The following is a 26,222-nucleotide window of genomic DNA, read 5'->3' as shown; positions in this document are numbered from 1 at the left end:
TTACTCAGTGGAGCTTGGTGTCGCCACTCCCCAACCCAAGGCCTGATACAAGGCAATTACATTCAGGTACGAGCCGGTTTCCGCTATTGCCAGTTCTTGCCGGGTCTGGTTCAGGCTGCGCTGATTTTCCAGCACTTGCTGATAGGCACCGGCTCCCACTTCATAACGCGTCAAGGCACGCTCATGGGCATTTTCCAGATGTGACGCCGCTCGAGTCAGGCTAAGCAGGCTTTCCTGATGTTGAGTCAGCCTTTGCAAAGAGCCCTGAATTTCTTCCTGAGCTTGCAACAGCACTTGTTGATAGTGCAGGCGTGATTCATCGGCCACCGCCTCCATGCCACGCAAGCGCGCTTTGGCATGGCCCAGGCGCAGGGCAGGCCATTGCATGGCAGGTGAAACATCAAAGGCACGGGCAGCATGGCCCAGGTCGCTACCTCGCAAAGCAAAAAAGCCAATAAAGCCAGCCAGATCCAGGCGGGGGTACAGCTCGGCGGTGGCGGCGGCCACTTCGTGCGAGCTGGCCAGGATTTCTTGCCGGGCGGCGCGTACGTCAGGCCGGTTGAACAGCATGGCGTTCACATCGCCTAAGGGCAAGGAAGCGGCCAAGGGTGCCTTGGCGCTGGGCAATGGCGTATCAATGCTCCCGGCTTGCCCGCCGCTTAGTACCTGGATGCGCAAACGAGCCAGTTCCAGGTCGCTGCGCAGTTGGGGCACCAGGGTTTTGGCACGCTCCAGACCAGCCTGGGCATTGTCCAGATTCTCCGGCAATTCCCGACCCAGCGAGACGCCAGCCTGCACCAGCCTGATCGTATGCTCCCAGCTGCGTACGTCATCCTCAGCCAGAGCCAGTTGCCGTTGCAAACCTTGGGCTTGCACGTATTGGCGTGCCAGTTCAGCCGCGATAGCCTGGCGAGTCAGGTCCAGTTGGTCTGCGCTGGCCTCGCTGCGAGCCTGTGCAGAACGGGCCAGTTGCTCCAGACGACCGAACAGATCGATCTCCCAAGTGGCCTGCATGCCCAGGCGCCAGTTCTCGGTAATACCGTGATCAATGGAGCCATCGGGCGCGGCAAATTGTGAACCGCTACGGTTGTAGCTGGCGTGGGCCGTGATGGCGGGTAGACGGTCGTGTTGGCGCTCGTCGATCAGGGCGCGGGAGGCCCGCCAGCGGGCCTGTGCCTGGGCAATATCCAGGTTGTGGTCCAGGGCCTTGGCAATCAAGGCGTTCAGTTGCGGGTCTTGCAGCAAGGTCCACCAGTTTTCGCGTTGCTCGGTGGCTTGAGCGAACTGGCTGTTCCAGTTGGTGTCGGCCAAGCTTGGAGCGGTGGGAATGGAGGTGTCCAGCCCCACAGCGCAACCGCTCAGGATCAGGCTGGGGATCACCAGTCGCAGAGCACGCGCCACAGGCGCTAGCCTGTTTGATAGTTGTGGCGTCATGATGAGTGTTCTCCAGTCGAAGGGCGCAGGGCTTGCGCCAAATCGCGCGCCCGCGGGGTGTCTGCTTGATGGGCGTGATCACGCGCCAGCAAGGTATACAAAGTCGGCAAGATAAACAGGGTGAATACTGTGCCGATCAACATGCCCGAGACCAGCACTACGCCCAGGCCAAAGCGGCTGTTAGCACCCGCACCGGAGGCAAATAGAAGAGGCACCAGACCAAAGACCATGGCCCCGGTTGTCATCAGCACAGGGCGCAAACGAATGCGGGCGGCTTGCAAGATGGCTTCGGGCTTTTTCAGGCCCTCTTTGAATTGCAGCTCATTGGCAAACTCCACCATCAGAATGCCGTGTTTGCTGATCAGGCCGACCAGCGTTAACAGACCTATCTGGGTGTAGATGTTGAGCGTGCCAAATCCCAGGGCCAAAGGCAGCAGGGCACCGCACAGGGACAAGGGCACCGTCACCAGAATGATGATGGGGTCCACCAGGCTTTCGTACTGCGCGGCCAGTACCAGGTAAATCACCACCAGTGCGGCCAGGAAGGCCCACACCAGAGACTGACTTTCCTGGGTGAATTGGCGCGACTCCGATTGCCAGTCATGCGTAAATCCTGCAGGCAATTGACGGGCGATGTCGTCCAGATAGCCCACCGCTTGTCCCAGCGTGACGCCCGGTGCTGGAATGGCTTGCAGCGTGGCCGAGTTTTGCTGGTTGAATTGGCGCAGGCTGTTGGGTTCCACTTCGCTGTGGATTTGAACCATGGCCGACAAGGGCACCAGCTCGCCATTGGCGCTGCGTACAAACTGACGTGTCAGTGCTTGAGCCGTCAGGCGCAGTTCACGCTGGCTTTGTGGAATCACGTCATACGAGCGACCATCCAGCGAAAAGCGGTTCAGGTAATTCTCGCCCACCAGCACGGCCAGGGAATCAGCAATATCTCGCAGACTAATACCCATGCTGGCCGCTTTGCTGCGGTCAATTTCCACGCGGGAAACGGGCTTGTTGTAGTCCAGATCGCTGTCTACCACGACGAACAATCCGCTGTCACGGGCTTGCTGCTTCACCCATTCCATCGTGTCGTACACCGTGCGGTAGTCGCCGGGACTGCGCAGTACCAGTTGCACCGGCAGACCGCCGCTGGAACCGGGCAAGGGGGCAAGCTGGAAGGCGAAGATACTGCTGCCGGGAATCGCGCTGACACGTCCTTGCAGCTCACCCTGTACGGCGCTGGCATCGCGCTCGCGCTTGCTCCAGTCCTTCAGGTTGATCCCGCCAAAGCTGGCAGCCGGGCCGTCTGTCCCCACAATCAACCAGGTGCTTTCGGTTTCGGCCACTTCACGATACGTGTCATCCAGCAGCTTGCCGTCGCGCTCGGCATAGGCCAGGTTGGCATTTTGCGGAGCTTTCACGGCTGTCAGCACGCTGGCCTGATCTTCAATGGGAGCCAGTTCGCTGTGCGTCATTTGATAGAGCACGGGCAGGCTGATAAAGACCAGCAAGGCCATGGCGCCCGTGATCCAGCGATGGCGCAAGGAGCGGGCCAGCAATCGACCGTAGCGGGCCGACAGACCACCAAAGAAGCTCTCTGCCAGGTGCGCCATGCGACCTTCATCTTGCTGTGAGGGCAGTAGCAAGGAACTCATCACTGGGGACAAGGTCAAGGCCACGACCCCGGATACCAGCACGGCACCGGCCAGCGTCAGGGCAAACTCTTTGAACAGTGCTCCAGTCAGGCCACCCATCAGACCAATCGGGGCATAGACGGCGGCCAGGGTCAGGGTCATGGCGATCACTGGGCCGGCCACTTCACGTGCGCCCAATAAAGCCGCCACCACGGGTGAGCGTCCGGCGGCAATGTGACGGTGTACGTTTTCAACCACTACAATCGCATCGTCCACCACCAGTCCGATAGCCAGCACCATGGCCAGCAAGGTCAGCAAATTGATGCTGAAACCAAAGGCCAGCATCAAGGCGGCTGCTCCCAACATGGACAAGGGAATGGTAGCCAGCGGAATCAGCACGCTGCGGAAAGAACCCAGACACAGATAAATCACCAGCACCACGATAATCATGGCTTCGGTCAGGGTCTTGAGCACCTCATCAATCGAGGCCTGGATGAAGCGGGCGGTTTCAAAAGCCAGGGCCACTTCCACGCCGGGAGGCAAGGTGGCCTCAATGGCTGGGAGGCGATCACGAATGCCCTCCACAATCCGCAAGGGGTTGCCGCCGGGAGTGGGGAACAAGCCCAGGTGAATCGCGGGCAGGCCATCCATCAGGGCGCTGGTTTCCGTCGCTGCTGCTCCCAGCTCTACCTTGCCTACGTCGCGCAGTCTAACCAGCGAGGTGCCGTCTTCGCGCACGATCAGGTCCTGAAATTCGGCCACGCTGGTCAGGTCCGAATTGAGCTGAATATTGCTCAAGACATGCTGGCCTTTGACCATGCCGGGGGCGGCCTGATAGTTGTTGGCACGCACAGCCTGGGCAATATCGGCAGCCGTCAGTCCATAGCCCGCCATGCGATCCGAATCCAGCCACAGTCGCATGGCCAGTTTTTGACCACCAAAGGTCTGGATTTTTGCCACGCCATCAATGGTGGAGAACATGGGCTCCACCACGCGGGACAGATAGTCATTCAGTTCCGGGATGGAGATTGACGTCGTGGAAAAGCCCACATAGGCCACCGCAGTGGAGTCCCCGGAGGAACGTTCCACAACCGGGTCATAGGCGCCTTCAGGCAGGCGGTAGCGCACCTGGCTGACCTTGCTCATGACTTCGGTCAGGGCCTGGGTAGAGTCGCGGTTCAGCTCCATGCGCAGGGTCACGACACTGCGGCTTTGCACGGAGTTGGAGGACAGGTAATCCACCCCTTCCACCGAGGCCAGAGCCTGGGCGATGGGCTGGGTGACAAAGCCTTGCATCAGTTGTGCAGAGGCGCCGGGGTACTCGGTGGTAATCGTGATGGTGGAGTTCTCCAGCAGGGGATACTGCCGGATGGGCAGCTTGTCCAAGGAGAACAGCCCCAACATCAGGAGCAAAGCGCTGACCACCAGGGCAAGTACCGGCCGACGAACGAACAAGTCGGTAAAGCCGGGACGGGAGGTGGTGTTCATACTGGCTCCTTGTCCTTGGCGGTTTGTACTGTGGAGCCGTCTTGAATCTTGATCTGGCCGGCGCTCACAACCTTGTCGCCTTCTTTCAAGCCATCAATGATTTCGACACGTTCATCCCATTGCTCGCCAGTTTGTACGGCCACGCGCTTGACCTGCCACAGACCCTGATCCGTGGGGGAGGCCACAAACACGGTCTGGCCGTAGGCGGTGTAGGTCAATGCGGTTTCGGGCACGGTCAGGACGGGCGCTTCGGCGGGGCGCTTCAATTGAGCACGGGCGTACATCCCCGCTTTCAGGCGATTGTCCGGGTTGGGCAGCAGCGCTTGCAGGCGCACGGTGCGCGAATCTCCAATCAAGGGATCGATGGCGCTGATTTCAGCCTGGAAGTTCTCGCCTGGCCAGGCGTCCACCTGTACGTGCAGGGTCTGGCCCACTTTCAGATCCGGCAGGCTTTGCTCTGGCACGGTCAGGTTCACACGCAGTTGACTGTCATCGACCAGGCTGGCGATGGCTTGGCCGGGTTGCAAGTAGTGGCCCTGATGCAAGCTGGTGATACCGATGCGACCCGAGAAGGGGGCGGCAATCTGTTTCAAGGCCAGTTCAGCGCGTTGATATTGCAGTTGGGCCTGGGCCACAGCGTGATCGGCCTGGGCTTGATCCAACTGCTCCTGGGTAGCGGCTTGCTGTTCCTTCAGCTTGCGTACACGGGTGAGCTGAATGGCGGCCTGTTTGACCTGTGCCTGCTCGCGGCGCACGCTGGCTTGTTCCAGTTCGTCATTGAGCAAAACCAGTGGCTGGCCTGCCTTGACTTGCTGTCCGGAGGTGAAATCAATCTTGCGAATACGGCCGCTGGTCTCTGCACTGAGCAGCACTTGCTGCCAGGCTTCCAGTGCACCGACGGCATGCAAAAGACGAGGAGCGGTCTGGGACTCGACGCTGGATAGTTCGACGACGGCAGGCGGATAGGCTCCCCCTGCTTGAGCTTCTTGCGAGGCTGGCAGCAAACGCCAGCCTATGGCCAATACGCCGGCCAGAACGGGAATCATGATCCAAGTACGACGCGAACTCATGCTGCCGACCCTCCTGTCAGGGAAGAGGGCCACAAAGGCTGTTTGTTGGGAAGAGTCCAGCCGAATCGCTGATCACTTTGCGACCAGTCTTCGGGTTTGAAGTAGGTGGCTGACACAAGCTGGGCTTGCCGTAACCATGACAGAGGTCCGGCAAACAGAATCCAAATGAGGGGAGGCATGGCAGGTTCCTGTGACAACAAAGAGGCAGCCAACATGGCTTGCCTTAATTAGGTACCTGGACTATAAAACCTCAAGTTAACTTGAGGTCAAGGGGTGTCAAGATGGCAAAAACAGTGGATTTCAGTCGTGCCTTGACGGTGGGGGAAGTGGCCAAACGCAGTGGTGTCCCTGTCTCGACCGTGCATTTTTATGAAGCCAAGGGCTTGATTGCCAGTACGCGGAATAGCGGGAACCAGCGTCGTTTTGATTCGGTGGTTTTACGCTATATTGCGATCATCAAAGTGGCGCAGCGTACCGGGATTCCCCTGGAGGAAATCCACGAGGCCTTGCGTGGTTTGCCACCGGGCAGCAAGCCATCCAGTAAGCAATGGCGAGCCATGTCCAGCCGTTGGCAGGCCAGTTTGAATGATCGTATTGAGCAGTTGACGCGACTGCGCGATGAGCTGACCCACTGTATTGGCTGTGGGTGCTTGTCCATGAGTGAGTGTCCCTTGCGTAATCCGGCCGATATTCTGGGCCAGCAAGGGCCCGGTCCCCAGATTCTGGAAAGAAAGCTGGAGACCGGAACAGAGGCTTAGCTCGGGTCGGGCGACTGCGCGTACAGCGCGGTGGCTTCGGAAGTGACCAGGGACTGATAGCGCTCGAAGTGGTTCAGGATGTCGTTGATGACCTGACTGGAGGACAGGCCCATCAAGTCATAACCCCGACTGCCATCGGCAAAGACAGTACGCACTTGCCATTCTTGAGGGCGAGCCTGTTCGTTGCGTGCTGCTGCCGCGGTAAAGCTGGCAACCCGGCGAGCGCGCAACTCGACGCCATAGACAAAGTTGCGCTGGTTGTCGGCCTGAATGGTCAGTTGGGCCGTATCCTGCTCGCTGGTCTCCAGGCTGACGTTCAGGTTGCGTTTGCCCAGCTCGTCGGCCACGGCCTGCAAGGCGGGAACCACGGTTTCACCCATGAAGCGACGGGCGTCCCGCTGGTTGGGCGTGTGCAGGATCGTCGAGAGGCGTCGACGCCAGGACACTTCCGAGCCGGGAGCCGGGCCGGACATGGGGCCTTGACGACGCAATCGTGACATATCTGCCTTCATGCCTTTGAACAGCCCCAGGATCAACAAGAACATGATGATGGCAAAGGGCAGGGCACTGACCAGCGTGACGGTTTGCAAGGCTGTCAGACCACCGGCCAGCAAGAGCAGGGAGGCAGCGGTGCCTTCCAGCGCGCACCAGTAAATGCGTTGCCAGACTGGAGCGTCTTCCACCCCACCGGCGGCCAGGGTATCGATAACCAAAGAGCCCGAGTCGGCCGAGGTCACAAAGAAAATGGCTACCAGAATAATTGCCAAGGTCGAGGTTACATTGGACCAAGGCAGGTATTCCAGGAACTCGAACAGGGCCACGGATGCATTCGCGGCAGCATCCTGGGCCAGTTGGCCCGCCGCCACACCCATATCCAGGAAGATGGCGGTGTTACCAAAAACGGTCATCCAGAAGAAGGTGAAGACGGTGGGCACCAGCAAGACGCCCAGTACGAATTCACGTACGGTGCGGCCACGCGAGATGCGGGCGATGAACATGCCGACAAAGGGCGACCACGCGATCCACCAGGCCCAGTAAAACAGGGTCCAGGCTTTCATCCAGCTTTGCCCGCGGAATGCTTGTGTACTAAATGAGCGTGCAAAGAAGTTATCGAGATAACCGCCGATATTCTGTACAAAAGCATTCATCAAAAAGGCTGTAGGGCCCACGGCGAGCACAAACAGCATCAAGGCAATGGCAACCAGCAAATTCAGTTCGGACAGGCGGCGAATGCCAACATCCAATCCGCTGACAACAGATAGGGTAGCCAGCGAAGTAACCACCACAATCAAAATAATTTGTAGCCAGGTTTCCTGCGGCCAGCCAAATAAATGCTCCAGACCAGCATTGATTTGAAGTACGCCCAAACCCATGGAGGTAGCGATACCAAATAGCGTGCCGCAAACAGCGAAAATATCCACGCTATCGCCAATCCAGCCTTCGATACGCTTGCCAAACAAGGGATACAGGCCCGAGCGAATGGTTAAAGGCAGGTTGTAGCGAAAGCAGAAGTAAGCCAGCGACAAGCCAACGACCGCATAGACGGCCCAGGCGTGAACGCCCCAGTGAAAGAAGGTGATGATCTGCGCCTGATGGGCGGCTTCCACTGTGCTGGCCAGGCCCGAGGGCGGGGCCGAGAAGTGTTGCAGTGGCTCGGCCACGGCAAAGAACATCAGGCCAATCCCCATACCGGCAGCAAATAGCATCGCCATCCAGGTGAGATAGGGGTAATCAGGCTCCGAGTCGTCCGGCCCTAATTTCAAATTGCCGTAGCGGCTTAATGCCAGATAGACGACGGCAAAGAAAAACAGGGCCACAGCCAGGATATAGAACCAGCCGAAACTTTTGATGACCCAGTTTTGTAACTGCTCAAAAATAAGTGCGGCGTCTTTAGGGAAAATAATCCCGATCAGCAAAAAGACCAGGACGATAAAGGTAGATCCCCAGAACACCCGTGGATGTAGCGTGCTTTTAAAAGGCAGCCCCATGTCATGCTCCGTTTGTAACTAGAGGGCACAGCTTAACGAGAACGACTGCCGGTTGAAAGGTTTGTTAGATTAGGAAATATTTGCTCAGGCTCGGAAAGGATCTATTGGCAAAATTAATTCCTGATGTCCGGCCTGGCGGGTCAACTCCAATTGATGCAGCACACTGGCACTGGCCGTATGCACCGCAGAATGCAGGTCTGCACCCAAAATCAGATGGGCCAGCAAGGTGGAGGCAAACAGGTCTCCGGTGCCTTTGGCGGCGCAATCCACGCGTGGATGGCTAAGCAGGGTGTCGGCACGCGGCTCCTTGCGGGACATCAATAATTTGATCTGACCATCCTGCCAGGAGTCGGGGGCGGCGCTGGTGGCAATGACCCATTCGGTCCGGCCATTTAGCAAGGCGTGCGCGGCACTGGAACTGCCCTGAATGGTGTCGCAAGGCTGTTGGGACAGCAAGGACAGCTCGTAATTATTGGGGGTCAGGCCCGTGGCCAGCGGCAGCAAGGTTTCGTGATAGGCGGGGATCAGCGCCGGGTCTACGTAGACGCCTACATCCAGATCGCCGATGACCGGGTCCACTATCACCAGAGTGTCAGGGTGCTCTTGCAGCAACGCTTTTAACCAGCGCGCAATGATGACGGCCTGGTTGGCGCTGCCCAGATAACCGATCAGGACAGCGCGTACCTTGTCCAGCGCACCGCGCAAGACCAGATCATTCAGAAAGCCTTCCAGCCATTCATCGGGGACAGCACCGCCGTGCACCGTGGGATATTGCGGGTTGTTGCTGAGCAACACGGTGGGAACGGCGGCCACTTTAAAGCCATGTCTACGCAAAGTCGGGCCGGCAACATTGTTGCCTACCCGACCGTAGACGACTTGAGACTGAATCGAAACGACATCCACATGGTAGGGATGTCGTTCACGATCGACAAACGTTACAGCAGCAGTGTTCATGCAGTGCAATCAGCGGAACTGGCCTGTTTAAGTTGGCTGAGCCAGCTGGTCAGGACCGTAGCGGCAGCGGCGTGCAGGCGTTTTTGTACCGCCATGGCTTCCAGACGCAGCATTTGCGGATCGATATCAGCTTGTCCCAGTTCGTTGGCATGACCAACCAACCAGCGTTCCAGCTTGCTGGTGTCGGCTTCCAGGTGAAATTGCAGGCCCAGTACTTGGGTTCCGAAGGAGAAGGCCTGATTGGGGCCTACGTCCGTGCTGGCCAGGTGAATGGCTCCGTCAGGAATATCGAACTGATCCCCGTGCCAGTGCAGGACGGGAATGCCGCTAACGGCGGCCAGGGGCGATTCTTTGCCCGCTTCGCTCAGTTTCAACGGAGAGAAACCGATTTCTTTCACACCCAGGGGGTAGACATTGGCACCCAGGGCGCGCGCAATCAGTTGTGCGCCCAGGCAAATGCCCAGCAAAGGTTTGCCTGCCAGCAAGAACTTGTTGATCAGTTCCAGCTCATCAGACAGGAAGGGGTAAATCTTTTCGTCGTAGGCGCCGATTGGCCCGCCCAATACAACCAGCAGGTCAGCGTCCTGTTCACCCACGTGACGCAGTGACTCGACGGAAGGGTCAATGTATTGAACTTGGTAGCCCTGTTCGATCAGAACAGGTTCCAGTGTGCCCAAGTCTTCAAAATGGATATGACGCAGTGCGATGACTTTCTTCATAAGAGGTTCTTTCAATCCAGATGGTAAGGATGTCAGCTCGTGGTACCGATGTCTACATTAATGGCACCCGATAAGGGGAAGGTGCAACATGCCAGTGCATGGCCCTGGGCCTTGTCCTGGTCGCTCAGGCAAAAATCCGGTTCAGAGCGGTACTCGCCCTCCGAAATCTGTACCCGGCACGCGCCGCAAATGCCCGAACGGCATTGGCTGCGAATAGGCACATCGCCTGCTTCCAGCATTTCCAGCAGGCTGCTGCCCGGCTCAGGGTTGAGCGTTTGCCCGGTGCTGCGCACATTGATTTGCAAGGGGGGACTGCCTGCTTCAGGCAGGATTTCCACACCCGCTTTGGCCGGTGGGGAAAAGGCTTCAATCAACATATGCGAGATGGGGTGAGCCTGAATGGTGTATTCGCGCAAGGCCTGGGCAAACCCATGGCTGCCGCAAATCACCACGGCCTGCGGGTCTTTCAATTGCTCCATATTTTCAAAAGAGGGGCGACCCACTTTGAAATGAGCGCTTTCGCGAATCTTTTCCTGCGTGACAAACACGGTCAGCGTGAACCAGCTGGTGCCCAGATCCAGTTGCAGCAGTTCATGCAGGAAGGGAATGTCGGCAATACGGGCAATACTGAGGAGCAAATGTACTTGTGGTACAGGCAAGCCGTCCTGGGCTCGCGCCGCCAACTCACGCAGCAAGGCAATGGGCAGGGTAATGCCAATGCCGCCTGCGATCATGGCGATACGCTCGTAACCCACAATAGAGTTCACCGAGATTTCACCCGCCACATATTGCAGGGGCACACTCATGCCCTCGCGCAAGGTGGCGTGCAAGTGATCGGAAACACTATTGCGCCCCGACCCTTTTACGGCAATTTCAATCAGGTCTGGATCGGCCATACGAGTGATCGAATACATACGCTGTTGAATGGTGCCGCCGGTATCGGGGTAGCTCAGGGCGACGTGCTTGCCTGCCTGCAAGGTTTGCAGAAAATCAAAATGGCCGCCCTGCACCCGCAAGGTAAACACTTTGACGTTTCCGGCCTCGGGGCGAACGGTCTCGCAGCGCGCCTGAATCATGGCTGTCATTGCAGCGCCTCCTGTTGTTCGGCCTCGGCAGGAGCCTTGCCGGACTTGCTGTTCAGGCCAATGCGCTCGATCAGGCTTTCTACCGAGCCGGTGTACACGCCAATTTCGTTGGAGTCGCCGGTGTCGTGCAAAATGTCGCGGGCATTGGGGAAATTCACCATGGAGAAGACTTTTTCCCAAGCGCCCATTTCATTGTTGGCGAACATTTCTACGGTGCGCAAAATAACGGCGCGCATATGCTCGCGCTCTTTCTGGCTCAGTCCGTGAATGATGTCCGACGCCACAAAGCTGAACACGCTGGAGTGGCTCCACTCGTCCATGGCATGGGTGCGGGTAACTTCATGGCACACGGTCTGGATGCTCTTGTCCTCGGCCATGGTCTTCAGGTAGTCGGTAATCAGGGTCTCGGATGCGCAGGCAATGGCAAAGCGGGTCAGACGACGCTCGGATTCGGAACCGCATTGGCTCAGGATGTCATTGCGCCACTGCACCAGGTTGAAATTGGTGAAATCCAGGGGCGTCAGACCACGCATGGAGTAGATGTAGTTGCAGGCCATGATGGACATGCGAGTGTGCAGGGCCTCGTCCAGCAAGGCCTGGGACATCACGTCTTGCAGCAGATTGCGGTTGGCGCTTGGGGGCGGGGTCTTGATGATGTCTTCGCAAGAAGGCGTGACCACGTTGCACTCAACGTAAATGGTCTTCAGGTTGTAAATGCCCCAGGCATAGGACAAGCACTGCGATTTCAATTCTTCAGGAGCTTCCAGCCAGGCCTGATGCTCGCGAAAAGGCAGCAGGCATTCGCTGAAATCGGCCTTGTTGGGATCGAAAGCCAGATTGTTGTAGTCAGGCAGTTCCTGATTCACGGCAGCCCGGTTTTTCCAAAGTACCGACAGTTTTTGCAGCATATTACGTACGGCGTCATCAGTTTCGTAGCTTTTGATTGTCATTTCAAACTTCCTTGCTGTTGATTGCGATCTGTTCGAAATGAACAGGTCGTTTCTTTATTCCACCTATCTTTATTTCCAAATGGAAAATCGCAGGCTTAAAAGGATTTGCCGATTCTTATGGACAAGGCCCAAAAAAATCCCGTTGCCGGGTTTCTTGAACCGTGGGGATCAGCGTGGTTGAACTGCCGTTAAAGCAATGGCGTTTCCTGTAGTCGTGGGAAAACTGGGGATGTTTTTTATCGTGCACAGATTGAGAAAGGTGATAATCTGCTTGAGCGTTTAGAAGTATGGGTGTTGAGTATTCGTTGGCTGCATTCTAATGATCCTATGACAATAAATGACAGACCATTTCAAGATCATTTGACAGACCACTTAATAATAAAAATTTGAATCTTGTTTTAATTCTTGACCAGGATAATCGGGATTGGCGTTCTCTCTGTGTTTCAGAGGATTTTGAATTCTTTATGCTTTGAATGTTTATTCAAATAACAATAATTAAAAGTGGTCTGGTGAATTAATTTTTAATGGACTGTTTTATAGGTCGATAAACAGAATAGGATGTTTATCTTTCGCCCTTGGAGTCCGTGCGTCCAGGGCAGCACTTTTGCCTGGTATCGGGCAATGAGCCACGACCCTATCGTGGCTAATCTCTAAACAGGAACTCCCATGAAGAGTCTTGCCGGTGGCGACACCCCCCACCAGCCTCTGGCGGGTTCGCAATTTCTACAGCAAAGTGATCGCAATCTTTGGGACATCATCGAAGCCGAACGGCGTCGCCAACAACACACCATTGAGCTGATCGCTTCCGAGAATTACCTGAGCCGCTCCGTTTTGGACGTGCAGGGCTCCTTGCTCAGCAACAAGCAGGCGCAAGGCTATCCTGGGCAACGGATTTACGGCGGGTGCGAACAAGCCGATCAAACCGAAGAGCTGGCTATCGAGCGGGCCAAGTCGGTTTTTGGGGCCTCTTACGCCAATGTGCAGGCGCACTCGGGCAGCCAGGCCAATCTGGCGGTGTATCTGGCCTTGCTCTCGCCGGGCGACACGATTCTGGCGCTGGATCAAAGTGCGGGCGGGCACCTTAGCCACGGTTCGCATTTCAATGTGTCCGGACGCTGGTTTCAGACTTGCTCGTATGGAGTGGATCGTCAGACGCAATGGGTCGATATGGACGAGGTTCGCGCCCTGGCCCACAAGGAACGGCCACGGTTGATCATTGCCGGAGGTTCGTCCTATTCACGTACGCCAAATTTTGCCGAATTTAGAAATATCGCCAATGAAATCAACGCTTATTTAATGGTGGATTTGGCCCACGGCGCGGGGCTGGTGGCGGCCGGTCTGATGGAATCACCTGTCAAACATGCCCATGTCACGACCTTTTCCACACATGGCACCTTACGCGGACCGCGGGGTGGGATTATCTTGAGCAATGAGCCCAAGCTGGCCGAGCGCTTGAGCCAAGCCGTATATCCAGGGCTGCAAGGCGGACCTTTGCTGAACATTCTGGCCGCCAAGGCGGTGGCTTTGGGTGAAGCAATGAGCCCATCCTATAAAGCCTATGCCCAGTCCGTCATCATCAATGCGCGCAGCTTGTGTCGCCGCTTGTCCGAAGGTGGACTGACGGTGGTGTCAGGGGGAACAGACTGTCATTTTGGTGTGGTGGATTTGCGCCCTTGGGGGCTGTCCGGGCCTTTGGTGGAGCAGGTTCTGGCTCAGCTGGGCATTAGCTTGAGTAAACACCGTGTGCCGTATGAGCAAGCCTCTGGCGCCTACTCGGGGGTACGGGTCGGCAGTGCCGCCTGTACGACTCGCGGTTTGGGTGAAGATGATTTCAAGGAAATTGGCGACATGATTCTGGCCTTGCTGGGCGGGGTGCGCAGTGGTTCGCGCAATCCCCGCACCGAGAATGCCATTTTGGAAGGGGTCGCAGACCTGAACCGGCGATATCCCTTGATGTACTGATTTTTCCCGGCTCAGCCTTTGCCCTGACGCAGAGCGTTGGCCAGACGCAACATGGCGGACTCGATCTCGTAGGCGGTCAGGGAGGCATAGCCCAGCAGCCAGCCCTGTTGTTTTTCTTCACCAATGTACAGACGGCTCAAACCCGGCAGTTGAACGCCAGCACTCAAGGCGCGGCGCAGCGTGTGTTCTTCTGACCAGCCCGGCTCCAGAAAGCAGGGAATCTGCAAACCGCCTTCAGGTCGGGCCGCACGAACGATTCCTTGCAAGTGCTGCTCGATGGCTTCCAGCATGATCTCCCGCCGCCCGGCATACAGCTTGCGCATAGCGCGAATATGCGAGTTGTAATGTCCGTCTTCCATAAAACGCGCCAGCGTCAGCTGCAGGATTTGCGGTGTGTGACCATCCATGATGCTGCGTGCCTGGGTGAAGGGTTTGACCAGCTCGGGTGGCAGGGCCATATAGCCCATGCGCAGGCCTGGATACAGGGTTTTGCTGAAAGTGCCCAAGTAAATTGTGCGTTGGTATTTATCCAGCCCTTGCACACACGCCGTGGGTAAGCCGTCGTAATGAAATTCGCTGTCGTAGTCGTCTTCCATAATCCAGCGGCCATTTTCAGCCGCCCAGTGTATGAGCTCCAGACGACGTTCCAGGGACATGGTGGCCCCGGTGGGGTACTGGTGTGAGGGTGTCACGTAAATGCAGTTCGCGCCGCTGCGATCTTCATTCAGCAGATCGGTGCGCAAGCCTTGCTCGTCCACGCCAATTGGTACGACACGAGCCTCGGCTGCTTCAAAGGCTTTGCGGGCGCCGAAGTAGCCAGGATTTTCAACCAGAATAGGTTTGCCAGCATCGACCAGTAATTGTGCGCACAGAAACAAGGCCTGGCGCGTGCTGCTCAGAATCAAAATCTGATCAGCGGAGACCTTCGCACCACGCTCCAGATTCAGGTACACGGCAATCGCTTTACGCAGGGACTCGGTGCCTTGCGGATCGCCATGCAGCAGGATGTTGGCTCGATAGTCTTTCATGGCCTGACGTTGCAGGCGTTCCCACACATCGGTGGGGAAGTTGCGGGTTTCCGGCAGGCCAGTGGCAAAGGCCTTGATGGTCTGTTGATCGGCAATGCCGCCACTTTCAAACACGGCGCGACCCCGACGGCTTAAGCCCGTACCGGGTTCCATTACGCTGCGTTTCAGATCCTGGGCTTTGATGCGGCGATAGGCACTGCCGCGCAGCTCCGTGCCGACCGACTCGGAAACATAGCTGCCCGAGCCCTCGCGCCGCACGATAAAGCCGTCTCGATGCAGTTGAACATAGGCGTTTTCAACCGTATCGCGGGCCATGCCCAAGGATTTGGCCAGGGAGCGTGTGGCAGGCAGCTTGACCCCCGGACCCAGGGCGCCATCCAGAATCAATGCCCGCAAGGCACGCTGAATGCGCTGGTGAAGATCCAGGGATTGAAGTTCGTCATCGTTAAGACGCATCTTCAAGGTGTCCAGTTCAAACGAACGCGTCATGCGGTCTGCTCCAGAGAATATTAATGGTCTGACTAGTCAGACCATTGTGCTCGTAGACTTGATTGTCATTGCCGAAATAGGGGGGGCCTGTTCCGGCGTTCAGGTTTGTACAGGATCTCAGCAAGTATGTCCCGACCCTTTAATTTCAGCGCAGGGCCCAGCGCCTTGCCAATGGATGTTCTATTGCAAATACGTGATGAGCTGCTTGATTTTGCGGGCACAGGGGTGTCCGTGATGGAAATCAGCCATCGTTCCCAGCCTTTCATGGATTTTGCCCATCGTACCGACGCCGCTGTGCGTCGTGTTCTGGCCGTGCCAACGGACTATCACGTCTTGCTCCTGCAAGGAGGGTCGTACCTGCAGTTTTCTCAAATACCGATGAACTTGCTTCATCAAGCAAACACAGCGGACTATATACATACGGGTTTATGGTCGGAACAGGCGGCTAATGCCGCCAAGCAATATGGGAATGTCGAAATCGTAGCCAGTTCTTATGAAACTGGATTTGATCGTATTCCCGAGATTAATGAATCTAATATTAATCGGGATGCAGCGTACTTGCATTACACAGAGAACGAAACTGCACAGGGCTTGCAATTTTCAAAACCACCTGCTTCACCTATTCCCTTGGTGTGTGATGCTTGCTCCAGCTTGATGTCAAAACCGATTGATGTCTCGGCTCACGATTTGATTTATGCCTCGGCTCAGAAAAATATGGGAATTGCCGGTGTTACGCTGGTATTACTTAATCCCGCTATTTTAGACAGGCCTTTGGCAAATACGCCACAAGCTTTGGATTTTTCCATTCAAGCAAAAAAGAAATCGCTATTAAATACACCGTCAACCTTTTCCTGGTATGTGCTGGGTTTGATGCTGGAATGGATAGAGCGTGTTGGTGGAATAGAAGTATTGCACAAAATAAATAAGAAAAAATCGCAGCTGCTCTATGAGCTTATTGATAGCAGTGATGGTTTCTATATCAACAATGTTTTGCCTGACTATCGATCCCTCAATAATGTCCCATTTCATATTGCTGAAACTGATTTAGATATTTTATTTGTTGAAGAAGCGCAAAAGAATGGTTTTCACGGCTTGAAGGGCCATCAATCAACGGGGGGCTTGCGCGCCAGCATCTACAACGCCGTCACCTTGGATGCGGTACAGGCGCTGGGAGAGTTCATGCGCGAGTTCAAGCGCACGCACGGTTAGGGCGTGCGCCTGCTTTGCAAGGCGGCCAAGTAAGTAGCCGCGACGAGGGTAGAAATTTTTTTAAGGAAAAGCGATGTACGACAACACACTCAGCCTGGCTGAATTCGACAAGGAATTGGCTCAGGCCATTCAGGGCGAAGAAAGCCGTCAGGAAGATCACGTAGAACTGATTGCCTCGGAAAACTACGCCAGCCCTTTGGTGATGCAGGTTCAGAACTCCGTGTTTACCAACAAATACGCCGAGGGTTACCCGGACAAGCGTTACTACGCCGGTTGTGAATTTGTAGATGTAGCCGAACGTCTGGCTATCGAGCGTCTGAAAGCGGTGTTCGATTGTGATTACGCCAACGTACAGCCTCATGCTGGAGCGCAGGCTAATACTGCTGTGTTCCTGGCTTTGCTCAAACCGGGCGATACGGTGATGGGGATGAACCTGGCTCAGGGTGGTCACCTGACCCACGGCAACCCCATCAATATTTCCGGGCGTCTTTACAACATTGTTCCTTACGGAGTTGATACCCAAACCGGGCTGATCGATTACGACGAAATGGAGCGCATTGCTATCGAGACCAAGCCCAAAATGCTGATTGGTGGTTTCTCCGCCTATTCGCGTGTGAAGGATTGGGCGCGTATGCGCCAGATTGCTGACAAGGTCGGTGCCTGGTTCTGGGTGGATATGGCCCACGTAGCTGGTCTGGTGGCGGCGGGTGAGTACCCCAGCCCCTTGCCACACGCCCATGTGGTCACCAGCACAACGCACAAAACTCTGCGCGGTCCACGTGGTGGCGTGATCATGGCTAAAGGGCAAAGCGAAGATTTCTACAAACGCCTGAATTCCGCTGTATTCCCCGGCGTGCAAGGCGGCCCCTTGATGCACTTGATTGCGGCCAAAGCCATTGCTTTCAAAGAGGCTCTGCAGCCGGAATTCCGTACCTATCAGCAAAACGTGGTGCGTAATGCCCGCGCCATGGCGGCGGTACTGATGCAGCGTGGTCACGACATCGTGTCAGGGGGGACAGATAACCACATGATGCTGATCAACTTGTCGACCAAGCCCTACACCGGGCAAGAGGCCAGCGATGCCTTGGCAGATGCCTATATCACCGTGAACAAGAACTCGGTGCCCAATGATCCCCGTTCGCCCATGGTGACCTCGGGTATTCGTATCGGAACGCCGGCTGTAACGACACGTGGCTTTACGGTGGAGGACTGCGAGCAACTGGCGCATTACTTGTGTGATGTGCTTGATGCTTATGAGGCAGGCACCCTGGATACGATCAAGCACGATATCCGGGAAAAAATCGTGACCTTGTGTCGACGCTACCCGGTGTATCAGGTGCAGACGGAACCAGCTCAGCTGTGATTTGATTAATTTTTTTATAAGGGCCCAGCCACTTTGGTGGTTGGGTTTTTCTTATGATTAATTTAATTTCTTCTTCTTTAGCTTCTATTTCTTCTTTGCTTGCTGTTGTTGTTTTCTTGTTTTCTGTTGCTTACCTTAAATATAAAGGGGCGTATTTTGTTTTCTTTAATAAAATTTGGTCTTCTTTTCATAGGGAAGAGTTTTATGATTCACTTCTTGATTCTGAAAGAAAAAATTGCTTGGACTTGGAAAGATTCAAGGCAATGTACTCTATCGAGAGTGTGAGTTGCCCTAGGGATGCCAGTAGAGCAGTCAAATGGTCACACGCTTTATCTATTCCATTGAAAAATATGGGTAAAGCAGGGCGTTGGGTGAAGTGGGGTGCGTGTAAGGTAAGAAAGCCTAGTGTTGATCGTGTGATTTTCACCACTCTAGGGTTTGCTTTTTTGTTGTTTCTTTCTGCCCCTTTCGCTATTTTGACTTTTAATTCTGAGGCAATAATTAAATTTGATGAAAGTGATGTTTGGGCGTGGCAAGGGAAGCAGGGTTTGAGATCTTTCTTGAAGGATGGCGATGAGCGCTGGTTTTTCGATGTTTCGCTCTGTTCAAGTGGTGTCTCTAATGAGATTAAGCCTCTTTCTTTGAGTGATCTGGAAAGCGTTTGTGAGGCGGTTGAGTCTGGGAGCTATTTTAGTTAGTTGGAGTCGACGGTGAAGCTTCAAAGATATTTCGCGGGTCCATTTTTAATTTATTTCTTGTTTTTTATCATGCTTGTAATTAAAGAGTTATTGTCTTTACAGGCGGCGGTGAACCTGTATCGCGAGGTCCCAGCCGCCTATCGTATTGAGTAACTACGTAATATCAGCCCCGCAACTTCCAATCCCCATACCCCTTGGCCCGCAGCTCACAAGCCGGGCATTGCCCGCAGCCATATCCCCAGTCATGCAGGGTTTCCCGCTCGTTCTGGTAGCAGGTATGGCTGTCTTCCTGAATTAGCTTCACTAAAGCATCCGAGCCCAACTGGTGGGCTAGCTCCCAGGTATCTGCTTTATCCAGCCACATCAGTGGTGTTTCCACGGTCAGTGGGCGCTCGATCCCCAGGCTCAATGCCACCTGCAGTGCTTTCAGCGTGTTGTCGCGGCAGTCCGGGTAGCCCGAATAATCGGTTTCGGACATACCGCCAACCAGCGTATCCAGTCCCCGACGGTAGGCCAGGGCGCCAGCCAGGGTAAAGAACAGCAGGTTTCGACCCGGCACAAAGGTATTGGGCAGACCATCTTCCTGCATGGCAATCGTCATGGATTCAGTCATCGCGCTGCCGCCTATCTGAGCCAGGACGCTGGCATCGAGCACATGGTCTTGCCCGAGGCGCTCTGCCCAGTGCGGGAACTGCTGGCAAAGCTTGTCTCTTAGTGTCTGTCGACACTGCAATTCCGCATGGTTGCGTTGGCCGTAGTCAAAGCCCACGGTTTCTACAAAGGCAAAGCGGTCCAAAGCCCAGGCCAGACAGGTGGCCGAATCCTGTCCGCCCGAAAAGAGAACCAGTGCCCGGCGGCGGGGAGTGTGCGGCTTCATGCTTTGACCTGTGCGGTGCTCAGGGCGCGGCGCTTCATGGTGCTGATCAGGGAATTGAGCAGTACGCCATACATGGGTACAAACAGCAGCAGGCTGACGCCCAGTTTGATGACGTAATCGACGACGGCGATCTCGCCCCAGTGTTCGGCCATGAAGGGATTGCTGCTGTGCCAGAAAGCGATGCCGAAAAAGGCCAAGGTATCCAGTGCCTGCCCAAAGATCGAGGCGGCCGCTGGAGCAAGCCACCATTGTTTGTAGTCGCGACGGATGCGATCAAAGACCTGTACATCCAGCAGTTGCCCTAATACATAGGCGGCAAAGCTGGCCAAGGCAATACGGAACACAAAGCTGTTGAATTCGCCCAGTGCCTGCAAGCCGTTGAACTGGCCTTCATTAAAAAGTACCGAGACCACATAAGAGGCGATCAGGGCTGGAAACATCGCGCGGGTAATCACGCGGCGCGCTTCGGACTTGCCCATCAAGCGGACGGTCAGGTCGGTAGCCAGAAAAACAAAGGGAAAGCTGAAGGCTCCCCAGGTGCTATGAAAGCCGAATAGTTCAATAGGAAGTTGAACCAGATAATTGCTGGCAATCACAATAAAAATGTGAAAGGCAATCAGAAGTCGCACGTAGAACGACAGCCGTGAAGACGGCACGGTAGGCAGAGTCATGTCTGGACCTTTTTGGTGGATGGGGTGAGGGAACCCATTGGAAATGGACTGCAACCGACTATTGTACGGTCAGTTGCGGTTCGATGGAATGGTTGTTGCCCGCAAGTGTAGCGTGTGCATCAGACGCGCTTATACGTCTGCCTTGATGAGGCTTATGGCACAAAAAAAGGGTAGGGGGCTTGCAGAGGCTCAAACAAGCCCGCTTGCCAAAGCAAACGAACTTGTTTGGCTCGTTCTTGATGAGCAGCCCTTAGGCCGATGCAGGTTGCAGGCACTCTATCAGCAAGCGCTTGTGCAACTGGTGTACTTCTTCAAAGGGCACGGGCGAGTTCTGTGGTCCCAGAACCAGCAAAACCATCAGCCACATCAGGGAGGGAGAGGCGGCCAGGATGTAGTCGGAGGAACTGACGTCGGGGCGGATGAGACCTCGCTGGATGCCCAGTTCAAAAAACGCCTGATTGGCGGTGTAGTTCTGGCTCAGGAGCTGTTTGCCCCAGTAATGGGCCAGATCCGGCACGCGGCCACTTTCTGTCATCAAAAGCCTGAACATGGCTTGCACGTCCGGGTTGGACAGGCGTTCATACAACTGGTGCAGGTACTCATCCACGATACAGGACAGGGTGTCTGCCTCGGAGGTATCGGATAACTCAAAGGTATTGCCATCAGGCGGCAGCAGAGTGCTGTGGAGCATGTCCTCGAACACTTCATCTTTGCTGCTGTAGTGCGCGTAGATGCCGGACTTGGATATCCCGGCGCGCGCGGCGATGCGCTCCAGCGAAGTACCCAGAAATCCCCGATGAGAAAACTCTTCAAAAGCGGCTTTCAGGATTTCGCGTTTGCGCTCAGCTGACGGTAGGTAACGTCGCTTGTTTGTGCTTTCGTTTTTAGGAGGTTTATTTTGGTGCGTGTCTGTCATGTCATCCTGTGGGGATGGGCAAGATATGGGGCTTGCAGTATATCAGGCCACTTGTCCCAGGCCGATGGCAAGCCAGCCTGGCTGCGGCTTGAGGGCTTGACGAGGGGCTGTGCTTGTTTTGTCACATTGCTGTGGAAATAATAGTTGTGCCATGAGTCTGGGTTACCGCTTGTTTCACTGGATTGCATCGCCTTTGTTTTTTTTAAAAGCCTGAGTTTTTTAGTGAGGCTTTATTTGTTTTTTCACTTGTTTTTATTTCCCTATTCCATAACAGGCACGGTATAACAACAAATGTGGCTGAGGCTGGTCGTTTTTTATCTGCCATGAACTTGATCTAACGCAAAGGTTTTTTATGGCTCTTTATTAAAAGGCCTGCATACAAAAAGTTTAGATGTAAACTGGTGTATTATTAAAAAGACTAAGCAGTCGTATCTGCTTTTTGTATGTACTTTTTGCGGAGTGGCAATGGTTAGCAGGCAGTCCCTTGATCAGACTGAGCAGTTAGACGCATCCGCACGAGCCGCCTGGGCTCGTATCTGGAGTTCCATCTCCCCCGAATCGCAGTTTCTTGCCTGGATGGACTGGATACGTCATCTGGCCCTTAGCCCTGGCAAACAAGAACAGTTGCGGCAGTTGGCGCAAAGCCAGTGGGAACAGCTATTTCGTGAATGGAGCGAGGAGCTGGCCGCATCGGCCCAGTCGTCTTCGCAAACCTCAGAGCAAGCTGCAGCGCCTGCCTATACCGACCGCCGCTTTTCGGACCCCGCCTGGGATCGTTGGCCTTTTAATTTGCTGCGACAAACCTATCAGGCGCAGCAGCAGTGGTGGCAAAGTGCCACGGAAGGCGTAGCCGGTGTGGAGCCTCATCATCAAAAACTGATTGCCTTTGGTGCTGAGCAATGGTTGAACATGCTCAGCCCCAGCAACTTTGCCTGGACCAACCCCTTGGTGTGGGATAAAACCCTTGCAGAACAGGGGGATAACTTCAGCCGTGGCCTGGAGAACTGGCAGCAGGATATGCAGGCCCAGTTCGCGGGTGAACCGCCCGTAGGCACCGAAGATTTTGTGGTCGGCAAGGATGTGGCGGCCACGCCGGGCAAGGTGGTACTACGTAACGAGCTGGTCGAACTGATCCAGTACACGCCTTCTACCAAGCAGGTCCATCCAGAGCCTGTGCTGATCGTTCCGGCCTGGATCATGAAGTACTACATCCTGGATCTGTCCGAACAAAATTCCCTGATCAAATACCTGGTGGATCAAGGCCACACGGTGTTTTGCCTGTCCTGGAAAAACCCGCTTGCCGAAGATCATGCCTTCGGGATGGACGACTACATTCGCCTGGGCTGGAAGGCCAGCCTGGATGCTGTCAACGCCATTGTTCCCGGCCAGAAAATCCACGCCACCGGCTATTGCCTGGGCGGCACCTTGCTGGCGATTGCCGCGGCTGCCATGGCACGCGATGGAGACGACAGGCTTGCCTCCCTGACGTTCTTTGCGGCCCAAACCGACTTTTCCGAGCCGGGCGATTTGTCCCTGTTCATTGACGAAAGTCAGGTCAGCCTGCTGGAAGCTCAGATGGCCGACGAGGGCTATTTACGCGCCAATCAGATGGAAGCCGCTTTTCAAATGCTGCGCTCCGCTGATTTATTGTGGGCGCCCATGGTTAATAAATATTTATTGGGCGAACGCCGCCCCTTGAACGATTTAATGGCCTGGAATGCAGACGCCACGCGTATGCCCGCGACCATGCATTCGCAATATTTGCGCCGCATGTATTTGAATAATGATTTAAGTCAAAACCGTTATCCGGTTGAAGGCCGTATCGTTTCTCTGGCGCAAGTTAATTTGCCTATTTTTTGTGTCGGTACTGTTTCCGATCACGTTGCCCCTTGGCGCTCTGTTTACAAGTTGCATTATCTGGTGCCTGCCGAAATCACCTTTGTCTTGACCACAGGTGGGCATAACGCCGGGATTGTCAGCGAACCGGGCCATCCGCGTCGCAAATATCAGATTCAGACCCGCGCAGCAGGCACTGCGCCTGTTCTGGTGGACGAATGGCAGGCACAAGCCGCCTCGCATCAGGGCTCCTGGTGGCCCGCCTGGACGGAATGGCTCAAGGCGCGCTCGGGAGCGGAGGTGAAACCACCGCAAATGGGTGCCGCCAAACAGGGCTACGCCCCAATCGGCCCGGCTCCCGGTCAATACGTATTAGTGAAGTAAGCAGTCAGTTCATACAAGCTCGCTAAATGGTGAGCTTGTCGCTCTGTTTGATGTCGGCGATAGGTGCAAAGCCCATCGCTGACGTGCTGTTTTGCCTTGACGGCAGTTCCCTTTTTCTCATTAGGCATTTTTTCCAATGGCCCCACAGACCTACGATTTGAGTCTCAAGCACCGAAGCGCTGCGCGTCGCCCTCATTTCGCGCTGGCTGCCTTGCTGGTCACCCTGGCGGGTTGTGCCTCGATGGCACCCGATTACGATCAGCCCGCTTCCCCCGTTCCACAGGCTTACTCGGACCTGTCCGCAGGCCCGGCCAATGCGGTGCGAGCGCGTGATCTGGGTTGGCGCGAATACTTTAAAGACCCGGTTCTGAGCAAGCTCATTGAGACTGCGCTGGAAAATAACCGCGATATGCGCGTGGCTGTTTTACGGGTGGACGAAGCCCGTGCCATGCTGAATTTGCAGCGCAGCGAACGCTTTCCTGAATTTACCGTAGGGGGGCAAGCTGCTCGCTCGCGTGTGCCTGGAGACATGAACCCCAGCGGCCAGGCGGTGACAGGTGGTGATTACCGCGCCCAGGTCGGTTTGACCAGTTGGGAGCTGGATTTATGGGGCCGCGTACGTAGCCTGGAAGATGCTGCCTTGCAAGGCTGGCTGGCTACCGAGGCAGGCCGACAAGCCGTGCATGTCGCTTTGGTCTCGCAAGTGGCCAATAACTATATTGTGGTGCGTGAGCTGGACGAACGCGTGCAGATCGCCCGCAAAAGTGTAGAGACTCGTCAGGAGTCTTACCGCATTTTCTCCCGTCGTTATGAAGTTGGCGCAACGTCCAAATTGGATGTGACGCAGGTGCAAACCTTGCTGACGCAGGCTCAGTCCATGCTGGCCCAGCTGGAACAGCAACGTGCGGTGCAACTACATGCCTTGCAACAGCTGCTGGGGGCCGATCCGGGCGTGTCTCCAACCGGTGCGCCTTTGAATGAAAACATCATGTTGGCCGAGCTGTCCCCCGGTTTGCCTTCGGACCTGATGGTCTGGCGTCCCGACATTATTGCGGCTGAACACAAGTTGCGTGCCGCCAATGCCAATATTGGGGCTGCCCGTGCCGCTTTCTTCCCCCGCATTGCCTTGACTGGCAATTTCGGCACCGCCAGCGCCGAGCTGGATGGTTTGTTTGATTCCGGCAGCAAGGCCTGGATGTTTGCTCCGACCATCTCCCTGCCCATCTTTGATGGTGGCCGCCGCAGCGCGAATCTGGACGCTTCCTATGTGCGTCGCGACATGCGCATTGCGGAATACGAGAAAGCGATTCAAACCGCCTTTCGTGAAGTGTCGGACGCCTTGTCGACACGGCACTGGTTAAGCCAGCAGTTGGACGTTCAGCTGGTTGCCCGCAGCGCCCAGACCGAGCGCGCCCGTCTGGCGCAGATGCGTTACGACAACGGTTCGGCTGCCTATCTGGAAGTGCTGGATGCGCAGCGTGATTTGCTGGATGTAGAGCAGCAAGTGGTGCAAACGCGCCGCGCGCTCCTGGCCAGCCAGATTGCCATGTATAGCGCCTTGGGCGGTGGGCTGGACCCCTCCGAGCCCCTGACCAACACCCATAACTCCTCTAATTCGGATCCATCCTCGAGCCAGCTATGAGCAAACAATCCTCTTTGAAAAAAAATCTTGTTCCTGTCCTAATCGTTGCCGGTGTTCTGGGCCTGGGGTGGTGGGCATGGCAGAAAATGTCCAATACCGGTCCTGGCGCTGGCTTTGTCAGCGGTAATGGCCGTATCGAGGCGACCGAGATTGATATCTCCACCAAGTTTGCCGGACGTATCCAAAGCATCGCCGCCCACGAGGGCGATTTCGTGAAAGAAGGTGAAGTGCTGGCCATCATGCAGCAAGACAGTCTGGAAGCGGCCCGCGATGAAGCTGTGGCTGGTTTGCGTCAAGCTGAAAACAATGTGGCGGCCTCTCAGGCCCAGGTGGCCTTGCGTGAAAGCGATGCCATCGCTGCCAAAGCCTTGATTGGTCAACGTGAGTCGGAACTGGACGCAGCCCAACGTCGTCTGGCGCGTTCCACCACCTTGTCCAAAGAAGGTGCCGCTTCGGCGCAGGAACTGGATGATGACCGTGCCCGCGTGCGTGGTGCTCAGGCTGCGGTAGCTGCTACCAAGGCCCAGGCCAATGCCGCAGAAGCGGCCATTAATGCTGCCAAAGCTCAGCTGATCGGTGCCCAATCTGCCGTGGAGGCCGCCAAGGCTGCTGTGGCCCGTATCGAAGCTGACTTGCGCGACAGTGAGCTGGTCAGCCCCCGCGATGGTCGCGTGCAGTTTCGTGTCGCCCAGCCCGGTGAAGTACTGGGTGCGGGTGGCCGTGTACTGAACGTGCTGGACCTGTCCGATGTGTACATGACTTTCTTCCTGCCCAGCGAAGTGGCCGGCAAGGTGGCGTTGGGTACCGAGGTGCGTCTGGTGCTGGATGCCATTCCGGACATCCCGGTTCCGGCTACTGTGTCCTTCGTGGCCAGCTCTGCCCAGTTCACTCCCAAGAGTGTGGAAACGGCCTCGGAGCGCCAAAAACTGATGTTCCGCGTCAAGGCCCAGATTGCCCCCGAGCTGTTGAAAAAGCACTTGGAGCAAGTCAAGACCGGCTTGCCCGGTGTGGCCTGGGTAAAGCTGGACCCCAATGCCAGCTGGCCTGAGTCGCTGACTTCCACCTTGACGGAGTAA

Annotated in this window: 20 protein-coding genes; 8 read left to right on the top strand and 12 right to left on the bottom strand. The window is 55.7% G+C overall.

What is annotated here, in order from left to right:
* From NIZ92_RS14700 to NIZ92_RS14690, 3 genes are read right to left on the bottom strand one after another with little or no spacing between them, the layout of a single operon-like run.
* On the bottom strand, positions 1–1,434 hold the full coding sequence (locus NIZ92_RS14700; protein WP_083053172.1) for an efflux transporter outer membrane subunit: 1,434 nt from the start codon (positions 1,432–1,434) through the stop codon (positions 1–3).
* Positions 1,431–4,547: a MexW/MexI family multidrug efflux RND transporter permease subunit gene (locus tag NIZ92_RS14695; RefSeq protein ID WP_254002172.1), complete on the bottom strand. Its 3,117-nt coding sequence runs from the start codon at positions 4,545–4,547 to the stop codon at positions 1,431–1,433. The genes NIZ92_RS14700 and NIZ92_RS14695 overlap by 4 nt, the downstream gene beginning before the upstream one ends.
* Positions 4,544–5,617: an efflux RND transporter periplasmic adaptor subunit gene (locus NIZ92_RS14690; RefSeq protein ID WP_009459332.1), complete on the bottom strand. Its 1,074-nt coding sequence runs from the start codon at positions 5,615–5,617 to the stop codon at positions 4,544–4,546. Before NIZ92_RS14690 ends, NIZ92_RS14695 begins: the two co-directional genes overlap by 4 nt.
* Before the next feature lie 281 nt (positions 5,618–5,898).
* On the opposite strand from NIZ92_RS14690, the gene soxR reads away from it, so the two are divergent.
* Positions 5,899–6,375, top strand: coding sequence for a redox-sensitive transcriptional activator SoxR (gene soxR / locus NIZ92_RS14685; RefSeq protein ID WP_009459330.1), 477 nt, complete (start codon positions 5,899–5,901; stop codon positions 6,373–6,375).
* Here the strand turns inward: soxR and NIZ92_RS14680 are convergent.
* The 5 genes from NIZ92_RS14680 to NIZ92_RS14660 form a co-directional block, all read right to left on the bottom strand.
* Entirely contained in the window at positions 6,372–8,363 is a 1,992-nt protein-coding gene (locus tag NIZ92_RS14680) for a choline BCCT transporter BetT (RefSeq protein ID WP_035271998.1), read from the bottom strand. The genes soxR and NIZ92_RS14680 overlap by 4 nt on opposite strands.
* Before the next feature lie 84 nt (positions 8,364–8,447).
* Entirely contained in the window at positions 8,448–9,317 is an 870-nt protein-coding gene (pdxK, locus tag NIZ92_RS14675; RefSeq protein WP_035271999.1) for a pyridoxine/pyridoxal/pyridoxamine kinase, read from the bottom strand.
* The gene (locus NIZ92_RS14670; protein WP_083053174.1) at positions 9,314–10,036 is read right to left on the bottom strand and encodes a glutamine amidotransferase; all 723 of its coding nucleotides are present in this window, start codon (positions 10,034–10,036) and stop codon (positions 9,314–9,316) included. Before NIZ92_RS14670 ends, pdxK begins: the two co-directional genes overlap by 4 nt.
* A gap of 32 nt (positions 10,037–10,068) precedes the next feature.
* Entirely contained in the window at positions 10,069–11,121 is a 1,053-nt protein-coding gene (locus tag NIZ92_RS14665; RefSeq protein WP_254002171.1) for a 2Fe-2S iron-sulfur cluster-binding protein, read from the bottom strand.
* Complete coding sequence (locus NIZ92_RS14660) at positions 11,118–12,071, bottom strand: diiron oxygenase (RefSeq protein WP_035272004.1); 954 nt, start codon at positions 12,069–12,071, stop codon at positions 11,118–11,120. The genes NIZ92_RS14665 and NIZ92_RS14660 overlap by 4 nt, the downstream gene beginning before the upstream one ends.
* A gap of 666 nt (positions 12,072–12,737) precedes the next feature.
* Between NIZ92_RS14660 and glyA (NIZ92_RS14655) the strand changes: the two genes are divergently transcribed.
* Positions 12,738–14,033, top strand: a complete 1,296-nt coding sequence (glyA, locus tag NIZ92_RS14655) for a serine hydroxymethyltransferase (protein WP_052159405.1) — start codon at positions 12,738–12,740, stop codon at positions 14,031–14,033.
* Positions 14,034–14,044: 11 nt separating this feature from the next.
* Here the strand turns inward: glyA (NIZ92_RS14655) and NIZ92_RS14650 are convergent, their stop codons facing one another.
* On the bottom strand, positions 14,045–15,550 hold the full coding sequence (locus NIZ92_RS14650) for a PLP-dependent aminotransferase family protein (protein WP_021446938.1): 1,506 nt from the start codon (positions 15,548–15,550) through the stop codon (positions 14,045–14,047).
* A 126-nt stretch (positions 15,551–15,676) separates the two neighbouring features.
* Here NIZ92_RS14650 and serC point away from each other — a divergent pair, with 126 nt between their 5' ends.
* From serC to NIZ92_RS14635, 3 genes are all read left to right on the top strand, one after another.
* Positions 15,677–16,759, top strand: a complete 1,083-nt coding sequence (gene serC, locus NIZ92_RS14645; protein WP_254002170.1) for a 3-phosphoserine/phosphohydroxythreonine transaminase — start codon at positions 15,677–15,679, stop codon at positions 16,757–16,759.
* 73 nt (positions 16,760–16,832) lie between these two features.
* Positions 16,833–18,122, top strand: coding sequence for a serine hydroxymethyltransferase (gene glyA / locus NIZ92_RS14640; protein WP_203145541.1), 1,290 nt, complete (start codon positions 16,833–16,835; stop codon positions 18,120–18,122).
* Positions 18,123–18,175: 53 nt separating this feature from the next.
* Positions 18,176–18,820 (top strand): DUF6216 family protein, encoded by a 645-nt coding sequence (locus tag NIZ92_RS14635; protein ID WP_254002169.1) that lies wholly within the window; start codon positions 18,176–18,178, stop codon positions 18,818–18,820.
* 163 nt (positions 18,821–18,983) lie between these two features.
* Here NIZ92_RS14635 and queC read toward each other — a convergent pair whose 3' ends face one another.
* From queC to NIZ92_RS14620, 3 genes are all read right to left on the bottom strand, one after another.
* Positions 18,984–19,697: a 7-cyano-7-deazaguanine synthase QueC gene (gene queC, locus NIZ92_RS14630; protein ID WP_060186348.1), complete on the bottom strand. Its 714-nt coding sequence runs from the start codon at positions 19,695–19,697 to the stop codon at positions 18,984–18,986.
* Positions 19,694–20,368, bottom strand: coding sequence for a 7-cyano-7-deazaguanine/7-aminomethyl-7-deazaguanine transporter (locus NIZ92_RS14625; RefSeq protein ID WP_022983354.1), 675 nt, complete (start codon positions 20,366–20,368; stop codon positions 19,694–19,696). Before NIZ92_RS14625 ends, queC begins: the two co-directional genes overlap by 4 nt.
* A 250-nt stretch (positions 20,369–20,618) precedes the next feature.
* Positions 20,619–21,284 carry a TetR/AcrR family transcriptional regulator gene (locus tag NIZ92_RS14620; RefSeq protein WP_035272014.1) on the bottom strand — a complete coding sequence of 222 codons (666 nt, stop codon included), beginning with the start codon at positions 21,282–21,284 and terminating at the stop codon, positions 20,619–20,621.
* Positions 21,285–21,749: 465 nt separating this feature from the next.
* Between NIZ92_RS14620 and NIZ92_RS14615 the strand changes: the two genes are divergently transcribed.
* The 3 genes from NIZ92_RS14615 to NIZ92_RS14605 all read left to right on the top strand — a co-directional run bounded on the left by NIZ92_RS14615 (position 21,750) and on the right by NIZ92_RS14605 (position 26,222).
* Positions 21,750–23,504, top strand: coding sequence for an alpha/beta hydrolase (locus NIZ92_RS14615; RefSeq protein ID WP_254002168.1), 1,755 nt, complete (start codon positions 21,750–21,752; stop codon positions 23,502–23,504).
* Positions 23,505–23,640: 136 nt separating this feature from the next.
* Complete coding sequence (locus NIZ92_RS14610) at positions 23,641–25,146, top strand: efflux transporter outer membrane subunit (protein WP_254002167.1); 1,506 nt, start codon at positions 23,641–23,643, stop codon at positions 25,144–25,146.
* Entirely contained in the window at positions 25,143–26,222 is a 1,080-nt protein-coding gene (locus NIZ92_RS14605; protein ID WP_009459316.1) for an HlyD family secretion protein, read from the top strand. The genes NIZ92_RS14610 and NIZ92_RS14605 overlap by 4 nt, the downstream gene beginning before the upstream one ends.

The organism is Alcaligenes sp. 1735tsa3 (assembly GCF_024134565.1).
Lineage (GTDB): Bacteria > Pseudomonadota > Gammaproteobacteria > Burkholderiales > Burkholderiaceae_B > Alcaligenes > Alcaligenes phenolicus.
Note: the sequence above shows the minus strand (reverse complement) of the source record. Positions and strands in the feature narration are given on the sequence as shown.

Bases quoted from the DNA above. Each gene is read 5' to 3' on its own strand.
- NIZ92_RS14665 (WP_254002171.1), bottom strand. From the start codon at position 11,121: ATGACAGCCATGATTCAGGCGCGCTGCGAGACCGTTCGCCCCGAGGCC.
- NIZ92_RS14690 (WP_009459332.1), bottom strand. From the start codon at position 5,617: ATGAGTTCGCGTCGTACTTGGATCATGATTCCCGTTCTGGCCGGCGTA.
- serC (WP_254002170.1), top strand. From the start codon at position 15,677: ATGTCCCGACCCTTTAATTTCAGCGCAGGGCCCAGCGCCTTGCCAATG.
- NIZ92_RS14635 (WP_254002169.1), top strand. From the start codon at position 18,176: ATGATTAATTTAATTTCTTCTTCTTTAGCTTCTATTTCTTCTTTGCTT.
- NIZ92_RS14620 (WP_035272014.1), bottom strand. From the start codon at position 21,284: ATGACAGACACGCACCAAAATAAACCTCCTAAAAACGAAAGCACAAAC.
- glyA (WP_203145541.1), top strand. From the start codon at position 16,833: ATGTACGACAACACACTCAGCCTGGCTGAATTCGACAAGGAATTGGCT.
- pdxK (WP_035271999.1), bottom strand. From the start codon at position 9,317: ATGAACACTGCTGCTGTAACGTTTGTCGATCGTGAACGACATCCCTAC.
- NIZ92_RS14670 (WP_083053174.1), bottom strand. From the start codon at position 10,036: ATGAAGAAAGTCATCGCACTGCGTCATATCCATTTTGAAGACTTGGGC.
- queC (WP_060186348.1), bottom strand. From the start codon at position 19,697: ATGAAGCCGCACACTCCCCGCCGCCGGGCACTGGTTCTCTTTTCGGGC.
- NIZ92_RS14650 (WP_021446938.1), bottom strand. From the start codon at position 15,550: ATGACGCGTTCGTTTGAACTGGACACCTTGAAGATGCGTCTTAACGAT.
- NIZ92_RS14695 (WP_254002172.1), bottom strand. From the start codon at position 4,547: ATGAACACCACCTCCCGTCCCGGCTTTACCGACTTGTTCGTTCGTCGG.
- NIZ92_RS14610 (WP_254002167.1), top strand. From the start codon at position 23,641: ATGGCCCCACAGACCTACGATTTGAGTCTCAAGCACCGAAGCGCTGCG.
- NIZ92_RS14680 (WP_035271998.1), bottom strand. From the start codon at position 8,363: ATGGGGCTGCCTTTTAAAAGCACGCTACATCCACGGGTGTTCTGGGGA.
- NIZ92_RS14700 (WP_083053172.1), bottom strand. From the start codon at position 1,434: ATGACGCCACAACTATCAAACAGGCTAGCGCCTGTGGCGCGTGCTCTG.
- NIZ92_RS14625 (WP_022983354.1), bottom strand. From the start codon at position 20,368: ATGACTCTGCCTACCGTGCCGTCTTCACGGCTGTCGTTCTACGTGCGA.
- soxR (WP_009459330.1), top strand. From the start codon at position 5,899: ATGGCAAAAACAGTGGATTTCAGTCGTGCCTTGACGGTGGGGGAAGTG.
- glyA (WP_052159405.1), top strand. From the start codon at position 12,738: ATGAAGAGTCTTGCCGGTGGCGACACCCCCCACCAGCCTCTGGCGGGT.
- NIZ92_RS14660 (WP_035272004.1), bottom strand. From the start codon at position 12,071: ATGACAATCAAAAGCTACGAAACTGATGACGCCGTACGTAATATGCTG.
- NIZ92_RS14615 (WP_254002168.1), top strand. From the start codon at position 21,750: ATGGTTAGCAGGCAGTCCCTTGATCAGACTGAGCAGTTAGACGCATCC.
- NIZ92_RS14605 (WP_009459316.1), top strand. From the start codon at position 25,143: ATGAGCAAACAATCCTCTTTGAAAAAAAATCTTGTTCCTGTCCTAATC.